The 19,231-nt window shown below is 63.4% G+C and carries 18 protein-coding genes; 7 read left to right on the top strand and 11 right to left on the bottom strand.

All coding sequences use genetic code 11. The features are described 5' to 3' along the window. Positions 1–130: 130 nt before the first annotated feature. Positions 131–514, top strand: a complete 384-nt coding sequence (locus tag AC0L3A_RS12185; protein WP_007603615.1) for a hypothetical protein — start codon at positions 131–133, stop codon at positions 512–514. A gap of 35 nt (positions 515–549) precedes the next feature. Here the strand turns inward: AC0L3A_RS12185 and AC0L3A_RS12180 are convergent, their stop codons facing one another. Together AC0L3A_RS12180 and AC0L3A_RS12175 are read right to left on the bottom strand one after the other, a co-directional pair. Then, positions 550–1,188 carry an HD domain-containing protein gene (locus AC0L3A_RS12180; protein ID WP_007603614.1) on the bottom strand — a complete coding sequence of 213 codons (639 nt, stop codon included), beginning with the start codon at positions 1,186–1,188 and terminating at the stop codon, positions 550–552. A gap of 90 nt (positions 1,189–1,278) precedes the next feature. Continuing rightward, positions 1,279–1,743 carry a carboxymuconolactone decarboxylase family protein gene (locus AC0L3A_RS12175; RefSeq protein WP_007603613.1) on the bottom strand — a complete coding sequence of 155 codons (465 nt, stop codon included), beginning with the start codon at positions 1,741–1,743 and terminating at the stop codon, positions 1,279–1,281. Positions 1,744–1,868: 125 nt separating this feature from the next. Between AC0L3A_RS12175 and pdxR the strand changes: the two genes are divergently transcribed. Next, a complete protein-coding gene (gene pdxR / locus AC0L3A_RS12170) occupies positions 1,869–3,287 on the top strand; it encodes a MocR-like pyridoxine biosynthesis transcription factor PdxR (RefSeq protein WP_473254460.1) in 1,419 nt (472 codons plus the stop codon). A 27-nt stretch (positions 3,288–3,314) separates the two neighbouring features. Here pdxR and AC0L3A_RS12165 read toward each other — a convergent pair whose 3' ends face one another. Further along, positions 3,315–4,088, bottom strand: coding sequence for a helix-turn-helix transcriptional regulator (locus tag AC0L3A_RS12165; RefSeq protein ID WP_473254419.1), 774 nt, complete (start codon positions 4,086–4,088; stop codon positions 3,315–3,317). Between the two features lie 107 nt (positions 4,089–4,195). On the opposite strand from AC0L3A_RS12165, the gene AC0L3A_RS12160 reads away from it, so the two are divergent. Further along, positions 4,196–5,275, top strand: a complete 1,080-nt coding sequence (locus AC0L3A_RS12160; RefSeq protein ID WP_473254418.1) for a zinc-binding dehydrogenase — start codon at positions 4,196–4,198, stop codon at positions 5,273–5,275. A gap of 78 nt (positions 5,276–5,353) precedes the next feature. Here AC0L3A_RS12160 and AC0L3A_RS12155 read toward each other — a convergent pair whose 3' ends face one another. From AC0L3A_RS12155 to AC0L3A_RS12120, 8 genes are all read right to left on the bottom strand, one after another. Next, entirely contained in the window at positions 5,354–6,055 is a 702-nt protein-coding gene (locus AC0L3A_RS12155) for an ABC transporter ATP-binding protein (RefSeq protein WP_007603608.1), read from the bottom strand. Between the two features lie 7 nt (positions 6,056–6,062). Further along, the gene (locus AC0L3A_RS12150; RefSeq protein ID WP_473254417.1) at positions 6,063–7,343 is read right to left on the bottom strand and encodes a lipoprotein-releasing ABC transporter permease subunit; all 1,281 of its coding nucleotides are present in this window, start codon (positions 7,341–7,343) and stop codon (positions 6,063–6,065) included. A 90-nt stretch (positions 7,344–7,433) separates the two neighbouring features. Further along, positions 7,434–8,753 (bottom strand): proline--tRNA ligase, encoded by a 1,320-nt coding sequence (gene proS / locus AC0L3A_RS12145; RefSeq protein ID WP_473254416.1) that lies wholly within the window; start codon positions 8,751–8,753, stop codon positions 7,434–7,436. 153 nt (positions 8,754–8,906) lie between these two features. Then, on the bottom strand, positions 8,907–10,469 hold the full coding sequence (locus AC0L3A_RS12140; RefSeq protein WP_473254415.1) for a copper resistance CopC/CopD family protein: 1,563 nt from the start codon (positions 10,467–10,469) through the stop codon (positions 8,907–8,909). Beyond that, positions 10,469–10,987 (bottom strand): YcnI family copper-binding membrane protein, encoded by a 519-nt coding sequence (locus tag AC0L3A_RS12135; protein ID WP_473254414.1) that lies wholly within the window; start codon positions 10,985–10,987, stop codon positions 10,469–10,471. The genes AC0L3A_RS12140 and AC0L3A_RS12135 overlap by 1 nt, the downstream gene beginning before the upstream one ends. A gap of 32 nt (positions 10,988–11,019) precedes the next feature. Beyond that, positions 11,020–11,538 (bottom strand): copper chaperone PCu(A)C, encoded by a 519-nt coding sequence (locus AC0L3A_RS12130; protein ID WP_473254413.1) that lies wholly within the window; start codon positions 11,536–11,538, stop codon positions 11,020–11,022. Positions 11,539–11,678: 140 nt separating this feature from the next. Next, positions 11,679–13,886 carry a TonB-dependent receptor family protein gene (locus AC0L3A_RS12125; RefSeq protein WP_007603599.1) on the bottom strand — a complete coding sequence of 736 codons (2,208 nt, stop codon included), beginning with the start codon at positions 13,884–13,886 and terminating at the stop codon, positions 11,679–11,681. Positions 13,887–13,970: 84 nt separating this feature from the next. Next, entirely contained in the window at positions 13,971–14,345 is a 375-nt protein-coding gene (locus tag AC0L3A_RS12120) for a DUF2946 family protein (protein ID WP_245286061.1), read from the bottom strand. A 477-nt stretch (positions 14,346–14,822) separates the two neighbouring features. On the opposite strand from AC0L3A_RS12120, the gene AC0L3A_RS12115 reads away from it, so the two are divergent. The 4 genes from AC0L3A_RS12115 (at position 14,823) to AC0L3A_RS12100 (ending at position 18,941) form a co-directional block, all read left to right on the top strand. Further along, the gene (locus AC0L3A_RS12115; protein ID WP_473254412.1) at positions 14,823–15,227 is read left to right on the top strand and encodes a globin; all 405 of its coding nucleotides are present in this window, start codon (positions 14,823–14,825) and stop codon (positions 15,225–15,227) included. 141 nt (positions 15,228–15,368) lie between these two features. After that, positions 15,369–16,391 (top strand): sugar ABC transporter substrate-binding protein, encoded by a 1,023-nt coding sequence (locus AC0L3A_RS12110; RefSeq protein ID WP_007603596.1) that lies wholly within the window; start codon positions 15,369–15,371, stop codon positions 16,389–16,391. A 6-nt stretch (positions 16,392–16,397) separates the two neighbouring features. After that, entirely contained in the window at positions 16,398–17,900 is a 1,503-nt protein-coding gene (locus AC0L3A_RS12105; RefSeq protein ID WP_473254411.1) for a sugar ABC transporter ATP-binding protein, read from the top strand. Between the two features lie 12 nt (positions 17,901–17,912). Beyond that, positions 17,913–18,941, top strand: a complete 1,029-nt coding sequence (locus AC0L3A_RS12100) for an ABC transporter permease (RefSeq protein ID WP_473254410.1) — start codon at positions 17,913–17,915, stop codon at positions 18,939–18,941. Positions 18,942–19,231: the final 290 nt, after the last annotated feature.

The following is a 19,231-nucleotide window of genomic DNA, read 5'->3' as shown; positions in this document are numbered from 1 at the left end:
CGGACGGACCCTGGAAACTGGAAAACGAAGCGCGCCCCTTCGTCCGCAAGATCGCGATGCTGAAGAAGGAGAACGGCGCTTCGTTCCGGCCTATGGAGAATGGCGTCTGTCTTGCGAAAGCGGAAAGCGCGTGCCGCTGACATTCGCGGGCGAGATCGACGAGACGGCCGTCGGCAAGAGCACCATCCTGGTAACGGCGGACGCCGCTCCGGACAAGACGGCCGGAGGGTCTGCATTGCGGGCCGGAAAATATGAGGTCTGGCGCGGCAGCATCGATCCCGAGATGGTCAAGGCGATACTGGCGTCCCGCTCCCTGCATGTCCGCGAAACCATGCTGCTACCCGACGACGAGGCGGACATCACGAAATTCGACATCGACCTGACGGGCCTGACGTCAGTGTGGCCGCAGCTTGCGACGTCATGCGCGGTGACGACGCCGGCTCCCAAGAGCCCGTGGCCGGCTATTCAGCAGCCGAACGCCAGCGTAACGCCCCCGGCCGCACCGTCGCCATGAGTCAACGTAGCGAAACTCGAACATCGCGCCGAAGGTCAGCTCTGCCAGGGAGTGTTGCGGATGCGAGTGCATGCGTTCGGCTTGTGAAATGTGGGGTCGTGATCTTCGATGTAATCGAAATTAACAGTCCCGAACGTGGTCTGCGGCTTCTTCAAGGCTGAGCAGGTTTGTATCTGAAGGAACTCGTTCTTGAAGTCACCGCGCGGAAATGCGGTGGTCACCTGGTCGCGCTGCTCCGGCGTGTACTCATCATAGCCAATCCCCACGACGTCGACCAAAACGCCCGCATTCGTGAGAGCGATTTCCGGCCGCATGTATTGTGGAATTCCAGGCGTCGTATGTAGCGCGATCGCCTCCCAAACCAGATCGGCCTTTGGCTCGTCAATGCCGTGTCCCCTCAGAAATTCGCGGGCGGCATCGGCGCCATCAACTTCAAATCGCTTGGTCTGTGTATGGTAATGGTCGACAAGCCCGAGATCGTGGAACAGCGCCGCGATGTAGAGCAGCTCGGAATCGAATTTTAGATTTTTCCGATGTCCCTTGATCGCGCCGAACACAAAGACGCGGACCGAGTGGTTGAACAACATGTCGTTTTCGTACTGGCGCACCAGCTCGGCGGCCTCCCGTGCGATCTTACTGTCGGGAATCTTCACGCCGGAAATTGCGATGGTCATATCAAGCTCCTGCCTTGAATCGCCGATTTCTCAGGACATGCCGTCGCAGTCGAAGGCATGTCTGTACCCTCTTGCCGTCTGGCACCGCGGTCAGGCTGCCATCTCCTCCTTCGCGGCCTGTGGCGTATTTCGGAAGCTGATTGCCATGCGATTGTACGCGTTCATCAGGCCGATCGCGATGGTGAGATCGACGAGCTCGCGCTCCTGGAAGACGGCGCGGGCAGCCTCGTAAGCTTGATCCGGGATGCCGGTTTCAGCCACAAGGGTCACCGTTTCAGCCCATGCGAGGGCGGCACGCTCCCGCTCGTCGAAGAGATGACCGCCTTCCGCCCAGGTCTGCACCAGCGCGATCTTTTCGATCTTCTGTCCGCTCTTCAGCAGATCGCGCGTGTGCATGTCGAGGCAGTAGGCGCAGCCGTTGATCTGCGAAATGCGCAGATAGACCAGAGTGACGAGCGTGGCAGGAAGATTGCTCTGCATGACATAGCCGTAGACGCCGCCGAGCGCTTTCATCCCTGCGGGTGCGATGCGGTCGTAATCGAGACGCTTGGCCATTTTCATACTCCATGATCGGTTCTGTTCGGCGGCGGTCGCCGGATACGTTCCTTGTCTGATAAATGTCCTCGCACTGGTCTACAAAAAAGCACCAAGAATGGACAAAAATCGTGTACCACGAAGGCATGGTCAAACCGCTGCGGCTGGAGCTCGATCGATCTGCGAAGACGCCATTGGCGGAACAAATCCGCAGAGGTATCGGAGCTGCCATCGAGAGCGGCGTGCTGGCGCCGGGAGCTCGTCTGCCGTCCTGGCAGGATTTGGCGGCTCAGCTGGGTGTCGCGCGCGGCACCGTGCGTTCGGCTTACGAAAAGCTCTCCTCCGCGCAATTGATCGTCGCGTCGCGCGCGACCGGAACGCATGTTGCGGATCGGCCCGCCTTTACCCCTCGGCAGGAAGCAGCTCCCCACCCCGGCTCGTTCATGGAGATGTACCAGGAGCTCACTGCGGGACCGGCCGTTTTCCAGATGGGTGTGCCCGCTCACGAGACCTTTCCCGCCAAGCTGTTCGCGAGGATGCGCACGCGGGCGGTGCGCGCGGAGACGAGCGCACCGGCCATCTACCGGGATCCCCGCGGCGAGCTGGAATTGAGGCGCGACATCGCTGCGTATCTGGCGCTGGCGAGGGGGATCGAATGTGCACCGTCGCAGATCATCATCACCGGCGGCTTCAGCAGCGGGCTCGGACTGGCACTCCGGGTTCTCTGCCTCGAGCAGAAAAAGGTCTGGATGGAGGACCCGGGCTTCCCCTTCACTAGGCACGGGCTTGAGCTTGCAAGCTTGTCGATCACGCCGATCCCGGTTGACGCGGACGGCATCGACGTCGGTTACGGCCTGAAACACGCTCCCGATGCTGCATTGGTCGTCGTGACCCCGGGACAGCAGGCACCGCTTGGCTCGACATTGTCACTGGCAAGACGTTCGCGTCTTCTCGACTGGGCCGCCCAGGAACGGGTCTGGGTGATCGAGGACGACTATCTCAGCGAGCTTCAGCTGAGAGGTCGGGCCACACCGGCGCTCGCTTCTCTCGATCGTTTCGGGCGCGTCATTCACATCGGGTCTTTCAGCAAGACCCTGACTCCTGCCTTGCGGCTGGGCTTCGTCGTTGCACCCGCCTCTCTGGCTTCCCGTTTTGCCGAGGTTGCGGCATGCCTCGCTCCGGCGCCCGGGCCCTCCGTACAACTCGCAACCGCCGAATTCATCCGCGACGGCCACTATCTACGGCATCTTCGACGCACGAAGCGGGCCTATGCCGCGCAAGGCGATGCGCTGCTGAAATATTTGAAGGCAGGCGCCAAGGACGTTGCCAAGGACGTTGCGATCGCCGGATTGGCCGCGGTCCTGAGACTGCCGGACGGAACCTCCGACGTCGCGATCGCGCGGGAAGCGGCATCGTTTGGATTGGCGCCCACGCCGCTGTCGCTATGGCATGCGTCTGCGGTCTCGGCGCGATCCGGCCTGTTGCTGGGCGTCGCCACATCGCCCCACAAGAGGATCGAGGCATCCTGCGATCGGCTGCTTCAGATCATCGACCGTCATACTTGACGAACTCGGGCCCTGTGCTTCCGCAATCTAAACCGGCGTGTAGATCACGAGCTTTAGCGCCGGATCGTCATTGGCCTGAAAGCTGGTGTGCTCGAACCGGAGCACGCCCTTGGTCGGATGGTTCATGGTCTTGAGGCCCGCGGCAGTGCTGCGGATCTCGTGCGCTTCCCACCATTTGACGAATTCCGGACTGCCCTGGCGCAGCCGCGTCAACAAGTCCGTAAAGGCGGGATCGCCGGCCCAGACGTCGTGAGTGGCGCGAAACATCGCGACCATGCTCTTGGCGACATCGGCCCAGCCGGCACCGTAGAATTTTCGCGTCTGCTTGTTCGTCATCACCAGCAGCAGCGTGTTGCGGTCCTGCTCGGGCAATTGTCCGAACCCGAAGATCTCCTCGGCCGCCGCGTTCCAGGCCAGCACGTCCCAGCGCCGCCCCGTGACATAGGCCGGCTGCGCCAGGCTCTCGATCATCCGTCGAACGGGCGGCGGCACGACCTCGCGCGTGAACGCGCGCCTATCGCCGTCGCGCGCAAGTGCCTTGAGATGGGCATGCTCGGTCTTGCTGAGGCGTAACGCGCGCGCCAGCGCGTCGACGGTGGTGACCGACGGGCTGACGGTGCGGCCCTGTTCGAGCCGGATGTACCAGTCGACGCCGATGCCGGCGAGCTGCGCGACCTCCTCGCGGCGCAGGCCCGCGGTGCGGCGTCGCCGGCCCGCGGGAAGTCCGACCGTCTTCGGCGACAGCTTCTCGCGGCGGGACCTGAGGAAGTCGCCGAATTCGACGCGGCGTGGGTCGGCCATGGTGACATGCCTCGATGGAGGGCTTGGGGAATACTAGGATAATACCAGGCCTTCCCGGGCCAGGAAAGGCGGCGCATATGGGCTTCACTCCACTTTGAGGTGAGATCATGAAGGCTGCCGTATTGAAATCGTTTGGATCGCCGCTTGCGATTGAGGAAGCCGCGGACCCTGTGCTCGGCACGGGCGAGGTCATCGTGGACGTCGTCGCAACGCGGGTGCTGTCCTACATGAACGAGGTCTTCAGCGGGGCGCGCAACTATGCGCTCGACCTGCCGATCATCCCGGGGCCTGGCGGCATCGGCCGGGTCCGCGCCATCGGCCCGGACGCGACGAAGCTCAGCGTTGGCGACTGGGTGTTCTGCGACCCGACGGTGCGCTCGCGCGACGACGCCGCAGCGCCCGACATTGCCCTGCAAGGACTCACCGCCCCCGGTGCCGGCGCCATGCGCCTGCAACGGCATTTTCGCCACGGCTCGTTCGCCGAGCAGATGCGGGTGCCGACGGAGAACGTGAAACGGCTCGGCACGATCACGCCGGAGGACGCCACGCGATGGTGCGCGCTGGGGACGCTGCTGGTGCCCTATGGCGGCTTCCTTGCCGCCAATCTTCAGCCGGGCGAGACCGTGCTGGTGAGCGGGGCCACCGGCAATTTCGGCAGCGCGGCCGTCTCGGTCGCGCTCGCAATGGGCGCGGCCTGCGTGGTCGCGCCCGGCCGCAACGACAAGGTCTTGGCCGACCTGGTCCGGCGTTTTGGCGACCGCGTGAAGCCGGTCAGGCTCACCAGCAATGAGGACGACGACCGCGAGAGCATGAAGCGCGCGGCGCCCGGGCCGATCGACTGCGTGCTCGACATCATGCCGCCCTCGGTGAGCACCAATGTGGTGCGCGCGGCGATCATGACGGTGCGCGCTTACGGCCGCGTCGTGCTGATGGGCGGCGTCGGCATGGCCGGCGGCGCGGGCCTCGAGCTGCCTTACCCCTGGATCATGCGAAACTGCATCAGCATCCACGGCGTCTGGATGTATCCGCCGGATGCAGCAAGCCGCCTGATCGCGCTGGTGCGCGCGGGACTGCTCAGGCTGGAGGAGTACGAGGCCACCGCCTTCGATCTCGACCATGCCAATGAGGCGGTGGACCATGCCGCCGCCAATGGCGGACCGTTCAAATTGACGGTGATCCGGCCTTGAACGCCCCGGGGAGCGCCATTTTTTTAGTCAGTCCGGCCAAGCACTTGGCTACTGTGCATGGGGTTGTTTTCGCGGTTTTTACTCGAGCTCGACCACCTGGCCGTTCGACAGCGACACGCGGCGGTCCATGCGGCCGGCGAGTTCCATGTTGTGGGTCGCGATCAGCATGGAGACCTTGGTCGCCTTGACGAGCTGCATCAGGGCCTGGAAGACGTGGTCCGCGGTGTGCGGATCGAGATTGCCGGTCGGCTCGTCCGCGAACAGCACCCGCGGCGCATTGGCCACGGCGCGCGCGATCGCAACGCGCTGCTGCTCGCCGCCCGACAGCTCGGACGGACGGTGCGTGATGCGCTCGCCGAGGCCGAGATAGCCCAGGATTTCCTTGGCGCGCTTGACGCTCTCGGACTTCTTGAGGCCGCGGATCATCTGCGGCATCATCACATTTTCGAGCGCCGAGAACTCCGGCAGCAGCCGGTGCGACTGGTAGACGAAGCCGATGTCGGTGCGGCGAAGCTGGGTGCGCTCGATGTCGGGCAGTTGCGAGGTCGGCGCGCCATTGACGTAGACCTCGCCGGAATCGGGCGCTTCCAACAGTCCCGCAATGTGCAGCAGCGTCGACTTGCCCGAGCCGGACGGCGCCACCAGCGCGACGGACTGGCCCGCCCACAGCGCGAGCTTGGCGCCGTCGAGGATCGTCAGCGGCACCTCGCCCTGCAAGTACTGTCGCTTTATCTCGTGGAGATAAATGACCGGTACATCTTCCGCCCCCTGGCTCTCCATCAGCCCCTCACTCGTACCGCAGCGCTTCGACGGGATCGAGGCGCGCGGCGCGCCAAGACGGATACAGCGTCGCCAGGAACGACAGCGTCAGCGCCATGATGACGACCGCCGAGGTCTCGCCGATGTCGATCTCGGCGGGCAGCTTCGACAGGAAATACAGCTCTGGCGAAAACAGCTCGGTGCTGGTCAGCCAGGACAGGAATTGCCTGATCGATTCGATGTTCAAGCAGATCACCAGCCCGACGATGAAGCCGACCATCGTACCGACCACGCCGATCGAGGCGCCCGTGATCAGGAAGATGCGCATGATCGAGCCTTGCGAAGCCCCCATCGTGCGCAGGATCGCGATGTCGCTGCCCTTGTCCTTCACCAGCATGATCAGGCCGGAGACGATGTTGAGCGCCGCGACCAGCACGATCATGGTGAGGATCAGGAACATCACGTTGCGCTCGACCTGGAGCGCGTTGAAGAAGGTCGAGTTGCGCTGGCGCCAGTCCACCAGGAACACCGGCCGGCCCGCCGCCTCCGTCACGGCCTGGCGGAACGCGACGATCTGATCCGGATTGGTGGTGAAGACCTCGATCGAGGTGACGTCGTTGCTGCGGTTGAAATAGGCCTGCGCCTCCGCGAGCGGCATGAACACGAAGCCGAGATCATACTCGGACATTCCGATCTCGAACACCGCCGCGATCTTGTACGGTTTTATGCGCGGTGTCGTGCCCATCGGGGTGACCGCGCCCTTCGGCGCCACCAGCGTGATGCTGTCGCCGGCGTGCAGCGACAGCTGGTCGGCGAGGCGCCGGCCGATCGCGACCCCCTGCCCGTCGTCAAAGCCCTCGAGCGAACCCTGCTTGATGTTCTTGGCAATCGAGGTGAGGTTGTTGAGGTCGTCGGAGCGGATGCCGCGCACCAGGACGCCGGAGGCGTTCCACGGCGATGACGCCAGCGCCTGGCCATCCACCACGGGCGCTGCGAGCCGGATGCCCTGGACCTGGCTGAGGCGGTCGGCGACGTCCTTCCAGTCGGTCAGCGGCGATTCCAGCGGCTGGACCAGGATGTGGCCGTTGAGCCCGAGGATCTTGTCGAGCAGCTCCTTGCGGAAGCCGTTCATGACGGCCATGACGATGATCAGCGTCGCCACGCCCAGCATGATGCCTAGGAAGGAGAACCCGGCGATGACCGAGATGAATCCCTCCTTGCGGCGCGCCCGTAGGTAGCGCGCCGACAGCATCCACTCGAATGGCGCAAAAGGCGCGGTTGGCTTGGTCTCTGTCATGGTTTCATCCATCGCTCGATAATCCCATGATTCGGGGTCAAATGTGGCCGGATTGGCGGCCGCGATCTGGGGCGATGAACAATATTCAGCCGACCAGCCTTATCAGCCCACAAGTCTTGCGACCACGTCCGCAGGCGACATGGTCTCGCGGGCGCCGTCACTTCGCCGCTTGAGCTCGACCTTGCCGTCGGCGAGCCCTTTCGGCCCGATCATGATCTGCCAGGGAATGCCGATCAGGTCGGCGGCGGCGAATTTGGCTCCGGCGCGCTGGTCGGTGTCGTCGTAGAGCACGTCGACGCCCTCGGCGGACAGCTCCGCATAGAGCTTCTCGCAGGCCGCATCGACCGCCGCATCGCCCTGCTTGAGGTTGAGAATCGACACGCGGAACGGGGCAACGGCCTCCGGCCATTTAATGCCGGCATCGTCATGGCAAGCCTCGATGATGGCACCGAGCAGGCGCGAGACGCCGACGCCGTAGGAGCCGCCGTGGATCGGCACGTCGACCCCGTCGGGGCCCGCCACCAGCGCCTTCATCGCGTCGGAATATTTCGTGCCGAAATAGAAGATCTGCCCGACCTCGATGCCGCGGGTGTTCACCCGCTTGTCCGCGGGCACTTCCTGCTCGAAGCGCGCGGCGTCGTGAACGTCTTCCGTCGCCGCATAGACCGAGGTCCATTGCTTGATGATCGGCGTCAAATCGCTCTCGTAGTCGACGTCCTCGCCCGGCACGGGCAGGTCGAGCACGTCGCGATTGATGAACACGCCGGATTCGCCGGTCTCGGCGAGCACGATGAACTCGTGGCTGAGGTCGCCGCCGATCGGGCCGGTCTCGGCGCGCATCGGGATCGCCTTCAGCCCCATCCGCGCGAACGTGCGCAAATACGCTACGAACATCTTGTTGTAGGCGATGCGCGCCGCGGCCTCGTTGAGGTCGAACGAATAGGCGTCCTTCATCAGGAACTCGCGGCCGCGCATCACGCCGAAGCGCGGACGCTGCTCGTCGCGGAATTTCCATTGAATATGATAGAGATTGAGCGGCAGGCTCTTGTAGGACTTCACATAGGCGCGGAAGATCTCGGTGATCATTTCCTCGTTGGTCGGACCGTACAGCAGCTCACGCTTGTGCCGGTCGGCGATGCGCAGCATCTCGGGGCCATAGGCATCGTAGCGGCCACTCTCGCGCCAGAGATCGGCAAGCTGAAGCGTCGGCATCAACAGTTCCAGCGCGCCGGAGCGGTCCTGCTCCTCGCGCACGATCTGCTCGATCTTCTTGAGCACGCGGAAGCCGAGCGGCAGCCAGGCATAGATGCCGGCGGCCTCCTGCCGGATCATGCCGGCACGCAGCATCAGCCGATGCGAGACGATCTCCGCCTCTTTCGGATTTTCCTTCAGGATGGGCAGAAAGAACCGCGACAACCGCATGGCAATACTCGAGGAATCAGTGATGGCTTGCAGTGAAACCGGATTGGGAGCCAAAACACAAGACCGGGAATGAGGAAAACCCGCTAACACAGCGGAATTCCTGTCATTTTTCCGTCGACTTCAGATTCGAGGTGATGTGCCGAAGAGCCCGATTCAGGGCGCCGCCACCTCGAGTTCGTCCTCCAGCGTGATCTTCTCGAAATCGGTCACCAGCGCGTCGATACGCACATGCCAGCGGCCGGCAAAGGGCAGTTCGACCTTGCGCACGTGCCAGTAGCGGTCCGGCCCGAGCGAGGCGTTCCGCTCCATCGGCTCGATGCCGCGTTCGGGCAGGCTCAGCGTCAGCGTCACCTCCTTGGCCTCAAGCACCGCCCCCTCGCCGGTCATGAGCTGCAGCACGAAATCGTCGATACCCGCCTTCCCCGGCGAGACCAGGACCTGGAACATCGCCCTGTCGGTGTGGATGTGGATCGCCAGCGGCGTCTCCGGAATGATCGTCCGCGGCGGCGGCGTGAAGCGCCAGCCGGCCACGACGGCGAAGATGCCGAGCGCGATGGCGCATTCGAGCACGATCGAGCGCTTGAGGCTCTGCGCGGCCTTGTGATCCCCCGCCAGAGCCGGAGTCAGGCGAAAGCGGTTGAGCGCGGCAAGCGCCAGCAGCACGAGCACCAGCGCCAGCTTGATCGAGAGGATGAGTCCATACCGAGTCTCGACCAATGCGGACGGCTTCTCAAGCTGGACGATGGCGAGCGCGAGGCCGGTCAATGCCAGAACGCCAACGGCCAGCGCGGCGATGCGGGAGAAGCGGTTCACGACAGGCAATGCCGCGGCCGATGTCTTTGACAACAGGGCGACCAGCGGCGCGAGGGCCCCAATCCAAAAGGCCACACCGAGACCATGGAGAAAGATTGTCGGGCGGGTCAACAGTTCGGGCGGTGCCGTAGCGGCGTGCCCGGTCATGGCCAGCGACAAGCCGACGCCGACGAAGGCAATGATCGCCAGAGCGCGCGCGCACCACGCGTGGCCTAGCGCCAGCAGCGCGAACAGCATTGCAGCGATGGCCACGAGCAAGGCTGGGCCCGCGCTGGTCCCGGATGCGACTTTCCAGGGAGCCATCGTCGCGAGAGCGGACAGCGGTAGGCCGAGGAGATCCAGCCCCAACACGCCAATGGACACCACCGCGCTCGTGAGGCCGATGGCGAGCGCCACGCGCGGAACGGTCATGCCGGTCATCGACCACGCAACCCAGCGAGCAAAGAACACGCCGCCGACGCCGACGAACAGGCCAAGATTGAGACCGACCCGCGCCAGCCAGATCAGCACGTTCAATCCGCCATCGGCGTTTGCGGGAGGTTGCGTCCCCGTCGGCGTGCCGATCGAGAAGATCGCCGATCCCGCGACGGGATGGCCGTCCTGCGAAATGACGCGATAGCTGACGACGGCCGTGCCCTGCGGCAGGTCCGCCGGCATCACGACCGAGATGGTCTCGCCCGATGCGTTGACGCGCACATCATCCCGCGCCCTGCCCGCGCCGTCGATCAGCCGGATCGCGCCCGGCGTCACTGTCTCATTGAAGCGCAACTCCACCGCCTTTGGCGCGCTCGCGAGCATGCTGCCGCTCGCCGGCTCGACCGCGACCAGCGCCGCGTGCGCCGAGACGCCGGTTGCGAAGCCGACGACGAGGAGCAGCGTCGCGAGCGCGGCGAGCAGGCGCATCAGGGTTTTGGCAGGAGTTTTACGCCCGGCGCCGGTGACTTGCCCTCGTGCGAATGCCCGGCCCCCTCCGCGGGGATCTCGATCCAGCGGCTGACGCCGGTCTCGCATTCCTGGATTACGGGAAAGTACAGGATTGTGTTCGGTTTGAGCGTGTCGGTCAGGGCCGTGTGCATGACGAACTCGTCATAGTTCTTGTCCGGCAGCTTGCCGCCGGACCAAGTCACCTCCTTGACGCCGGAGGAGAGCCTGTTGCCGTGATAATCGTATTCGCCGGCGTATTTGCCCTCGACCACGTCAACACTCCAGCCCGCCTTCGGCATCGGTTTCACCGCGATCACGCCTTCCGGGATCTGCACCCGGATTTTCACCGTTGGCGAGCCCGCGCAACCGTGCGGGACGGCGAAGACGGCCTTGTACGATCCCCCTACTGTCGCCTGCTTGCCTTCGAGGAAGACGTGCGCAGCCGCTGGCGTTGCCGCAAAGACGCTCAGAAAGATCAGCCAGGTTCGCTTCGACATATTGGGTCTCCCGAAGGTCCAGATCATGCTCGTCACATCTTCATTCCCGAATGATCCGGCATTTTCTTCATCATGTGCCCGCCCTCGCCCGGCGCCTGGGCGCCGACGCCCTGGACGTCGAGGGAGACGGCGACCTTGCCGGCCTTCTCGAACTGAAGCGTCACCGGCACCTTGTCGCCCTGCTTGAAGGGGCCCTTCAGCTCCTGCAGCATCAGGTGGTAGCCGCCGGGGGCGAACTTCACCGTCTTGCCGGGATCGATCACGAGACCCTTGTCGAGCAGACGCATCTTCATCACGCCATTGTCCATCGCCATCTCGTGGACCTCAGCCTTCCCCGCGATCTCGGCGGAGACGCCGACCAGCTTGTCGGCCACTGTGCCCTTGTTCTCGATGGTGAGATAGCCGCCGGCCACCTTGGCGCCGCCTGGTGTCGCCCGGCTCCACGCCTGCGAGATGACGAGATCGCCGGCCTTGACCTCGTCGGCCTGCGCGACGGCACAGCCGGTCAGCAACAGTGAAATTGCAAGGAGAGTTCGTCCGATAGTCTTCATGTTGATTGCCTCTTTCACGATTGATCGGGCCGAGAATGGCCCTGCATTCTTCCGCGACACCCTTCCGCTGCCGTCAGCATCGGCATTCGGAACGCCGGCCTGCCGCGGAGCCGAACATAGACCCAAGTGCCATTTGCCCGTCACCATCGATACCTCATTCCAGCGTACACTGCTCTTCCCGTACCCGGCTCAAACAATGCTGACGTCGCCGTCGCTCGATCGATGATGCTCGCGCTGGCTATGTAGGTCTTGTTGGTGAGATTGCGCCCCTCGATGTAGGCAGACATCGGGCCGCCATTGTCGAACCCGGCTTTCAATCCCAACAAGGCGTAAGGCTCTGTCGTCAGCGTGTTCATGCTGTCCACAAAGTAGGCCTGTGGCACCCATTCGACGTTGGGTCCAACATAGAAACCGGTAGGGTGCTTGTAGAGAAGCTCCGCGCGCAAATAGTGACTTGGGGCTCCCGGCAATCGATTGTTTCCGAAAGTGGGATCTTTGTCGAAGCGGAAGTCGTTGAAGGAATAAGCGACATTCAGCCAGATTTTGTCCGGCGCCGGGCCGTTGACGAAGATGTCACGAAAGATTGCTGCGCCCGCGCCGGCCTCGATGCCTTGATGGATGGTGTGGTCGGCATTGGTCACATTGCAGTTGCCAAAAGCACTATAGAGGCATTGCAGTTCGTCGCGAATGTTGGCCCGGTACGCCGTCAGTTCCCAGGCGTAATCAGGCCGCTTCATGCGAGACCCGATTTCGTACGTGGTCGCAATCTGCGGGCGGATGCTGGTGAACGGAATCGTCGGAATGCCAGGACCAATCGCGCTTTCGCCGAAGCTCGGCACCTCGGCGCTCCGCGAGACATTGGCGAAGGCCTGCCAGGCCGGATCGATTTGCCACAACAGACCGCCTTTCGGCGACCAGACATTAAAGCGCGTTGCCCCCGATTGATCCCCGTCGCTGAGGAAACGATCCTGCCGATTGCGGGTCGCGTACAGAAATTGCGTGCCGCCGATCACCGCAAGATTTGGAATGACGTAGAAGCTGTCTTCGACATAGGCGGAGGTATTCTCCGACCGATCGATCGAGGAAGAAAGCAGTGCACCCTTCTGCCCGCCAATGTTGGCGAACTGCTGGTTGTCGATGCTGCCGTTCAGCACATAGACGCCCGCGACCAACCTGTTGCGGAAGCCGCCAATGGTGCGGTCATCCGTGATCTTCGCGAATCCTCCATAGTCCTTGTAACGGTAGTCCAGCCACTGGAAAATCGGATGCATCAAATGGCGATCGACACCAAAGGCGCCGAATTCGACTTTGGTGTCATCGAAACGAACGGTGGTTTTGTTGGCGAGCCTGACAGTATCGATATTGCGCTGCTGATCCATCGCAACATTCGCGGGTGCAGCAGCTTCCGGATCGGTCAAAGCGGATGTCTTGGTCACGGTACCCGGGATTCGCTGCCGGACTTCGTTGGCATTGAGGTAGAACCGGGTCTCGACATCCGGTGAGAACTGATACCCAATATTGCCGCTCAAACGGTTGCTCGAGCCAAAACTGTGATCGCGAAAACCGTCCGCGGCCTGCGCGGAAGCGGTCACGAAACCGTCCCACCGCCCGTTGACGCCTCCTGCGTTCGCCTGAAGGCGTTTGTAGCCGAATCCTCCGACATCGAAGGACACACCATTCGGAAACGAGTCGCGGCCGGTCGGAGTCACGAAGTTGATCGCGCCTCCGAGCGAATTGGCGCCAAACTGAAGCGCGTTGCCGCCCTTGAAGACTTCGACATATTTGTAGGCGCTCGGATCGATCTCCTGGAAATCGCCATAACCATCCGCGGTGTTGATCGGAATGCCGTCCATATAGAGCTGCACGCCGCGCAGATGAAAATTGCGCGACAGGCCGGACCCGCGAATCGAAAGGCGGGTGTCGTCGCCCCATTTGGGCTGGGCGTACACGCCGGGCACGTAATCCAGAACATCCTTGATCGTGTTGGACGGCGTCGAGTTCCTGTACGCATCGGCCGAGACGAGCGCCACGCCGCCCGGAGTCTGGTTAATCTCCGCCAGCGCTTGTTGCGCAGTCAGAACCGTCAGGGCACCCGGAGCCCCTGCACTCTGTTCGCTCGCGGTTTGCTGCGGCGATGGGGTCGTTCGCAGGCTTCGCGTGACGCGGGCCGATCGCGCAGAATTGCGTGGCGATCGGACGGCCGACGCACGCTTCTGCTGAGGCGCCTCAACTGTGATAGGCGGCAGCACTGCGCTGCTGCTTTGGGCAAAGGCTCCGTTCGATGATGCAAGCAGCGCGGCCTGAATGGCAACGACGCTCACACCACGGCGGGCATGACAACGTAACATGGGGCATTCCTGACGCCGGGCTTTCTCTCCGGCCTTTCGACAGCATTAATCGCCTACGGCGGACCGCGGAGATCACGAGAGTCGTCAGGAAAATTGAGGCGGTGCGCGCGCCTGCGCGTTTGTGCCTTTATGGGCCGCCCCGGCGGATGCCTCCGCCGCGTGCCACACCACGCGTTCGGCATGGCGGAAGGGAACGGAGAGCGCGGCATGCGGCGGCGAATCGAGCGACGCGCCCACCTGCGCCAAGCAACAGAGGGCACACGCACCGGCATGTGCGACCGGCGTACCCGCTGGGTCGTTCAGGCCGCCCTGCTCGCTCGCGCTGTGGCAGATGACGGCGGCGGACAACGGATCGGCCACGGCTTGGCCGGCCGCCAGACAGGCGGCAATCGGCGCCAGCACCTGCATCACCAGGGCGAGCAGGACCAGAGGTAGGAATTTTTGCAGCCGTGCGCGCATCCGCCGAACCATTCGTTCGTCTACTAACTAAACACCGCGCTATGGCCGAGTCGAGCCCGGTTCCGCCGCCTTCTTAATCCAGCGCAAACTTCCCGGAAAACCGTGGTCCGACCGCCCACGGGAGGGAACCTCCGGCATTTGAGGCAGTCGAGCCGATGGCCCATCCACAGATTTCTTATGTTTGTCATATGCTTACCCGGCCGGCAGCCCGATCATTTCGTCAATTGCTCGAATTTTGAACATTCGTTGCCGAAAATGATGACAAGTGAGAAAAGTTGATCTAGCATTCCCTTGCTCAGGCTGGCCGCGAGGTCGAAGTCTGGTGGTCCAAGTCTCGGGAGGAGCCCCTGACGCGCAAAATGCAGCGTCGCCCCGCCAATCAAGATCAAATCTTAGAATCGGGGATAATAGGGTCGACACAATTTTCGAGCGGGGCTAGGGCCCCGCTCTTTTTTTGTCTGCGGGGCTAAAGCGCCGATGAACGCTTCTCCCAATCCAATCGAACGGAGCTTTGAACTTGCAGCCTCGCGCTGCATCGACCTCACGCCACTCGTCTATCGACGGCTGTTCGAACAGCATCCCGAAACGCGGGCGATGTTCCGCAAACAAGGCAGCGAACTCGTGATGGGCTCGATGCTGGCACTCACGATCGAGGCGATTCTCGACTTCGCCGGTGATCGCCGTGGGCAATTCCGGCTGATCGCATGCGAGGTCGTGTCGCACGATGGCTACGGCACGCCGCGCGAGCTGTTCACTGCCTTCTTCGCCGTCGTCAGGGACACGCTGCGCGATCTTCTCGGCGATGAATGGTCGTCGGACATCGCGCAGGCCTGGGACCGACTGCTCATCGAGATCGACGCGTTCGCCGGCGCCCCGGCCTGACGATTTGCGCTGCACCAACGCGTCTCGCGGCGATCCCGCCGTTGATTGCGGATTGAGTGGCGCCAACTCTTGTGAGACACTTTCGGACATCGGTCGCGCAATCAATGACGCGTCGAAAATAGAATTGTATGGGAGCGAGCGATGTCCGGGACGAAAGATTTCTCGACGACGAGGCGCGATCTTCTTCAGGCGGCAGCAATCGCCGGCGCCGCGACTGCCATCCTCGGCAGCATGGGCATAAACCCCGCCCTTGCAGCCGAAGTCGGACGCAGCGAGAAGCCGCTGAAAGCGGCGTTCTCCAACGCAGGCCTCCAGGCGACCTGGTGCGCGCAGGGCAAGCAGGCGGCGGAATTCTGGGGCAAGCTGTTCAATGTCGAAGTCACCTGGTTCGACGGCCAGCTCGATGCCGTGAAGCAGCGCGCGGCGATCGACAACATGGCGTCGCAGAAATGGGACTTCGTCGCGATCCAGGCTTTTGGCATCGGCACCCTCACCCAGCCGGTGCAGAAGATGATCGACGCCGGCACGCCCGTGATCGACATGGACACGCTGATTGCGCCGCTGGACCAGATCAATGTCCACTCCTTCCTCGCCCCTGACAACGAGTTCATGGGCGCCTCCGTGACGCAGGCGCTCTGCAACGCCATGGGCGGCAAGGGCAAGATCATCATGACGCAAGGAGCCCTCGGCCACACCGGCGCGCAGGGCCGCGCCAAGGGCTTCAACAACGTCGTGAAGCAATTCCCCGGCATTGAGGTGCTGGACACGCAGCCGGCCGACTGGGATGTGTCGAAGACCGCACGTCTTTGGGAAACCTACCTGACGAAGTACCCGCAGATCGACGCGGCGTTCTTCCACAATGACGACATGGCGCTCGCCGCCGCCAATATCATGAAGGCGCGGGGCCGCACCAACATCCTGATCGGCGGCGTGGACGCGATGCCGCCGGCGATCCAGGCGGTCAGCGAAGGCCGCATGTTCGCCACCGTCCGCAATCCGTCCTGCCGCATCCATGGCGGCGCCATTATCGCGGGCGTCTCCGCCGTAGTCGGCGGCGAAAAGAGCGGACAGGGCATTCCGAAGAACGTCGTTACCGACGGACCGGTCGTCACCAAGGCCAACGCCGCCGGGATGCAGTGGATGCAGGATCATTTCCTGATCTGAGTCTCCATGCGAGAGGATCGTTCGCCCATCCTGGAACTGCAGGGCATCACGAAGAGCTTCGGCGGCGTCGAGGCGCTTCGTGGTGTTGACTTCGCGCTCTCACCCGGCGAGATCCACGGTCTCGTCGGCGAGAACGGCGCGGGAAAAAGCACGCTGATGAAGATCATCGCCGGCGTGCACACAGAATTCTCCGGCCGCTTCCTGATCGACGGACAGGAGACGCATTTCCGCTCGGCCCGCGACGCGCACAGCGCCGGCATCGCCATGGTGCACCAGGAGCTGTCGGTCGCGCCCGACCTCACGGTCGCGGAGAACGTGTTTCTGGGCAACCAGCCGACCAACCGGCTCGGCCTGGTGCAATGGCGGCGGATGGCGCGCGAGGCCGGCGAGCAGCTCGCCCGCTTCGGCATCGATGTCGATCCGATGAGCAGGCTGGGTGACTTACCGATCGGGCTCCAGCAGCTGATCGAGATCGCCCGCGTGCTGTTCTCCGGCGCACGCATCGTCATCCTGGACGAGCCGACGTCCGCCCTCTCCCCGCCCGAGGTCGAGCGACTGTTCGCGACGCTGCGGCGCCTGCGCGAGGAAGGCACGGCGATCGTCTTCATCTCGCATTTCATCGAGGACATCTTGCGCGTGTCCGACACGGTGACTGTGTTCCGCAACGGGCGGAAGGTCGCGGAGACCGCAAGTGCGGCGACCAGCAAGGGCGCGCTGATCGAGGCCATGATCGGTCGCGGCGGCGAAGCGCTCGAGCACAGCTACAGCGACGATCTGATGCTGCCGCAGCCGAGCGACAGCTCGGTGGTCCTGAAGGTCAACCAATTGTCGCTGGCCCGCGGCCTGAAGGACATCTCCTTCGAGGCGCGCGCCGGCGAAGTGCTCGGCATCTACGGCTTCATGGGCTGTGGCCAGCAGGAATTATCCCGCATCCTGTTCGGCAAGCTGAAGCCGGACGGCGGCACGCTCGCGGTCGAGGGCAAGCCCAAGACTTTCGCGAGCACGGCAGCGGCGCGGCGCGCCGGCGTGGCGCTGGTGCCCGAGAGCCGGCGGGCGATGCTGTTTCACCAGGAGCCGGTCTACAAGAACATCTCGATCAGCATCCTCGATCGCATCTCGGCGTTGCTGCTGAAGCCGGCGCAGGAGCGCGACATCGCAAAGCGCCAGGTCGAGCAGCTCCAGATCAGACCGCCGGTGGTCGGCCTCGATCTCGGCATGCTCTCCGGCGGCAATCAGCAGAAAGTCGCGCTGGCGAAATGGCTGACCTATCCGCCCAAACTCCTGGTGCTGTGCGAGCCCACCCGCGGCATGGATGTCGGCGCCAAGAACGACGTCATCAACATCGTCCGCGATCTCCGCGCCAAAGGGCTTGCGATCATCGTGCTGTCGACCGAGCCGGAAACGGTGCTGTCACTGGCTGACCGCATCCTCGTGCTCAAGCGCGGCGCATTGGTGCGGGAGTTCACGAACGAGCCGGTCAGCAAGGACCGCCTGCTGGAAGCGGCGTGACGGAGAAGCACGATGGCGAGCAGTGACACGGCTTTGGCGGCGGGGCAGCGGGCGCGGGGGCTTGCGCCCTTCCTGCGCTCGCAGATGCGCAACATCGCCCCGTTCCTGACGCTGATTTTTCTGTCCGGCTTCTTTGCACTGGCCAGCCCCTCCTTCGCGACGCTGGACAATCTCGGCAACATCCTGACGCAGGTGTCGGTGACCGGTATCATCGCGGTCGGCCTTACCTTCGTGATCCTCTGCGCGGAGATCGACCTCTCGATCGCCAGCATCGCCAACGTCACGGGCATCGCGGTCGCCTACTTCACGCTCCAGGAATCCTACGTCAACATTCCCAACATTCCCCTGCCCGGCGCGGCGGCGATCCTGCTGGCCATTTTGCTCTGCGCAGCTCTCGGCCTCGTCAATGCGCTGGGACTGACCGTGATCGGCATTCCCTCCTTCATCATGACCTTGGCGATGATGCAGATCGCGGCCGGCATCTCGGCGCTGCTGGTGCGCGGCCAGATCGCCTACAAGGTGCCCGGCGTGATTACCACGCTCGGCTCCGGCTCGATCGGCGGCATCCCATGGATCGTCATCGTCGCCGCGATCATGCTGCTTGGCGGCCATCTGGTGCTGACCTACACGCGCTTCGGCCGCTACGTCTACATGGTCGGCGGCAACCGCGAGGCGGCCGAATATTCCGGCCTCAACGTCAAGCTCATCCTCGGCGCGGTGATGGTCATTTCGGCGGTGTGCTCCGGGATCGGCGGCATGCTCGGCGTCGCTCATTTCGGCAGCGCGCAGCAGAACGAGTTCGACACCTATCTGCTCGACTCCATCGCCGCCGTGGTCGTCGGCGGCACCAGCCTGTTCGGCGGCCGCGGCGGCATCGGCAACACCATCGTCGGTCTGTTCGTTCTCGGTGTTCTCAACAACGGCCTCGACCACGTCAACATCGACAGCTTCCTGAAGATCCTGATCCGTGGCCTGATCCTGCTGGCAGCGCTTGTCATCAATGTCTATGCGCAGCGGCTGAGGGAAAAGGCGGTGGAATAGCCGCCCCTCAAAACCAAAAGCGCGAAAACAACCCCATGCACAGTAGAGACTGTGAGGGACTTCAACGACTTACAAAAACCCGAAATTGTGTAGCAGCGACCGTGGCGGCGTTTGACTCGTCGGGCAAAACAGGAGCATGATGTCATCGTGGCGGTGTGCGCAGGTCGGCTCCGGACAGCGCCCCAACCTCCGTGAATTGGGGGGCCCGCGCAGGCCAACACCAGGCCGCCCCGGGAGAAAGTTTTATTTTTTTGGGGGGGGGGCGGAACGGGGGGGGCGGGGGGGGGCGG

It is taken from the genome of Bradyrhizobium sp. MI1.3 (genome assembly GCF_055811695.1).
The sequence above is the reverse complement of the archived record's forward strand: the minus strand, read 5'-3'. Positions and strand labels throughout refer to the sequence as shown.

Excerpts from the sequence above, each read along its gene's own strand:
- AC0L3A_RS12100 (WP_473254410.1), top strand. The coding sequence starts at position 17,913 with ATGGCGAGCAGTGACACGGCTTTGGCGGCGGGGCAGCGGGCGCGGGGG.
- AC0L3A_RS12135 (WP_473254414.1), bottom strand. The coding sequence starts at position 10,987 with ATGTCGAAGCGAACCTGGCTGATCTTTCTGAGCGTCTTTGCGGCAACG.
- AC0L3A_RS12150 (WP_473254417.1), bottom strand. The coding sequence starts at position 7,343 with ATGGATGAAACCATGACAGAGACCAAGCCAACCGCGCCTTTTGCGCCA.
- pdxR (WP_473254460.1), top strand. The coding sequence starts at position 1,869 with ATGGTCAAACCGCTGCGGCTGGAGCTCGATCGATCTGCGAAGACGCCA.
- AC0L3A_RS12155 (WP_007603608.1), bottom strand. The coding sequence starts at position 6,055 with ATGGAGAGCCAGGGGGCGGAAGATGTACCGGTCATTTATCTCCACGAG.
- AC0L3A_RS12175 (WP_007603613.1), bottom strand. The coding sequence starts at position 1,743 with ATGGCCAAGCGTCTCGATTACGACCGCATCGCACCCGCAGGGATGAAA.
- AC0L3A_RS12125 (WP_007603599.1), bottom strand. The coding sequence starts at position 13,886 with ATGTTACGTTGTCATGCCCGCCGTGGTGTGAGCGTCGTTGCCATTCAG.
- proS (WP_473254416.1), bottom strand. The coding sequence starts at position 8,753 with ATGCGGTTGTCGCGGTTCTTTCTGCCCATCCTGAAGGAAAATCCGAAA.
- AC0L3A_RS12115 (WP_473254412.1), top strand. The coding sequence starts at position 14,823 with ATGAACGCTTCTCCCAATCCAATCGAACGGAGCTTTGAACTTGCAGCC.
- AC0L3A_RS12120 (WP_245286061.1), bottom strand. The coding sequence starts at position 14,345 with ATGCGCGCACGGCTGCAAAAATTCCTACCTCTGGTCCTGCTCGCCCTG.
- AC0L3A_RS12130 (WP_473254413.1), bottom strand. The coding sequence starts at position 11,538 with ATGAAGACTATCGGACGAACTCTCCTTGCAATTTCACTGTTGCTGACC.
- AC0L3A_RS12140 (WP_473254415.1), bottom strand. The coding sequence starts at position 10,469 with ATGCGCCTGCTCGCCGCGCTCGCGACGCTGCTCCTCGTCGTCGGCTTC.
- AC0L3A_RS12110 (WP_007603596.1), top strand. The coding sequence starts at position 15,369 with ATGTCCGGGACGAAAGATTTCTCGACGACGAGGCGCGATCTTCTTCAG.
- AC0L3A_RS12105 (WP_473254411.1), top strand. The coding sequence starts at position 16,398 with ATGCGAGAGGATCGTTCGCCCATCCTGGAACTGCAGGGCATCACGAAG.
- AC0L3A_RS12165 (WP_473254419.1), bottom strand. The coding sequence starts at position 4,088 with ATGGCCGACCCACGCCGCGTCGAATTCGGCGACTTCCTCAGGTCCCGC.
- AC0L3A_RS12180 (WP_007603614.1), bottom strand. The coding sequence starts at position 1,188 with ATGACCATCGCAATTTCCGGCGTGAAGATTCCCGACAGTAAGATCGCA.
- AC0L3A_RS12160 (WP_473254418.1), top strand. The coding sequence starts at position 4,196 with ATGAAGGCTGCCGTATTGAAATCGTTTGGATCGCCGCTTGCGATTGAG.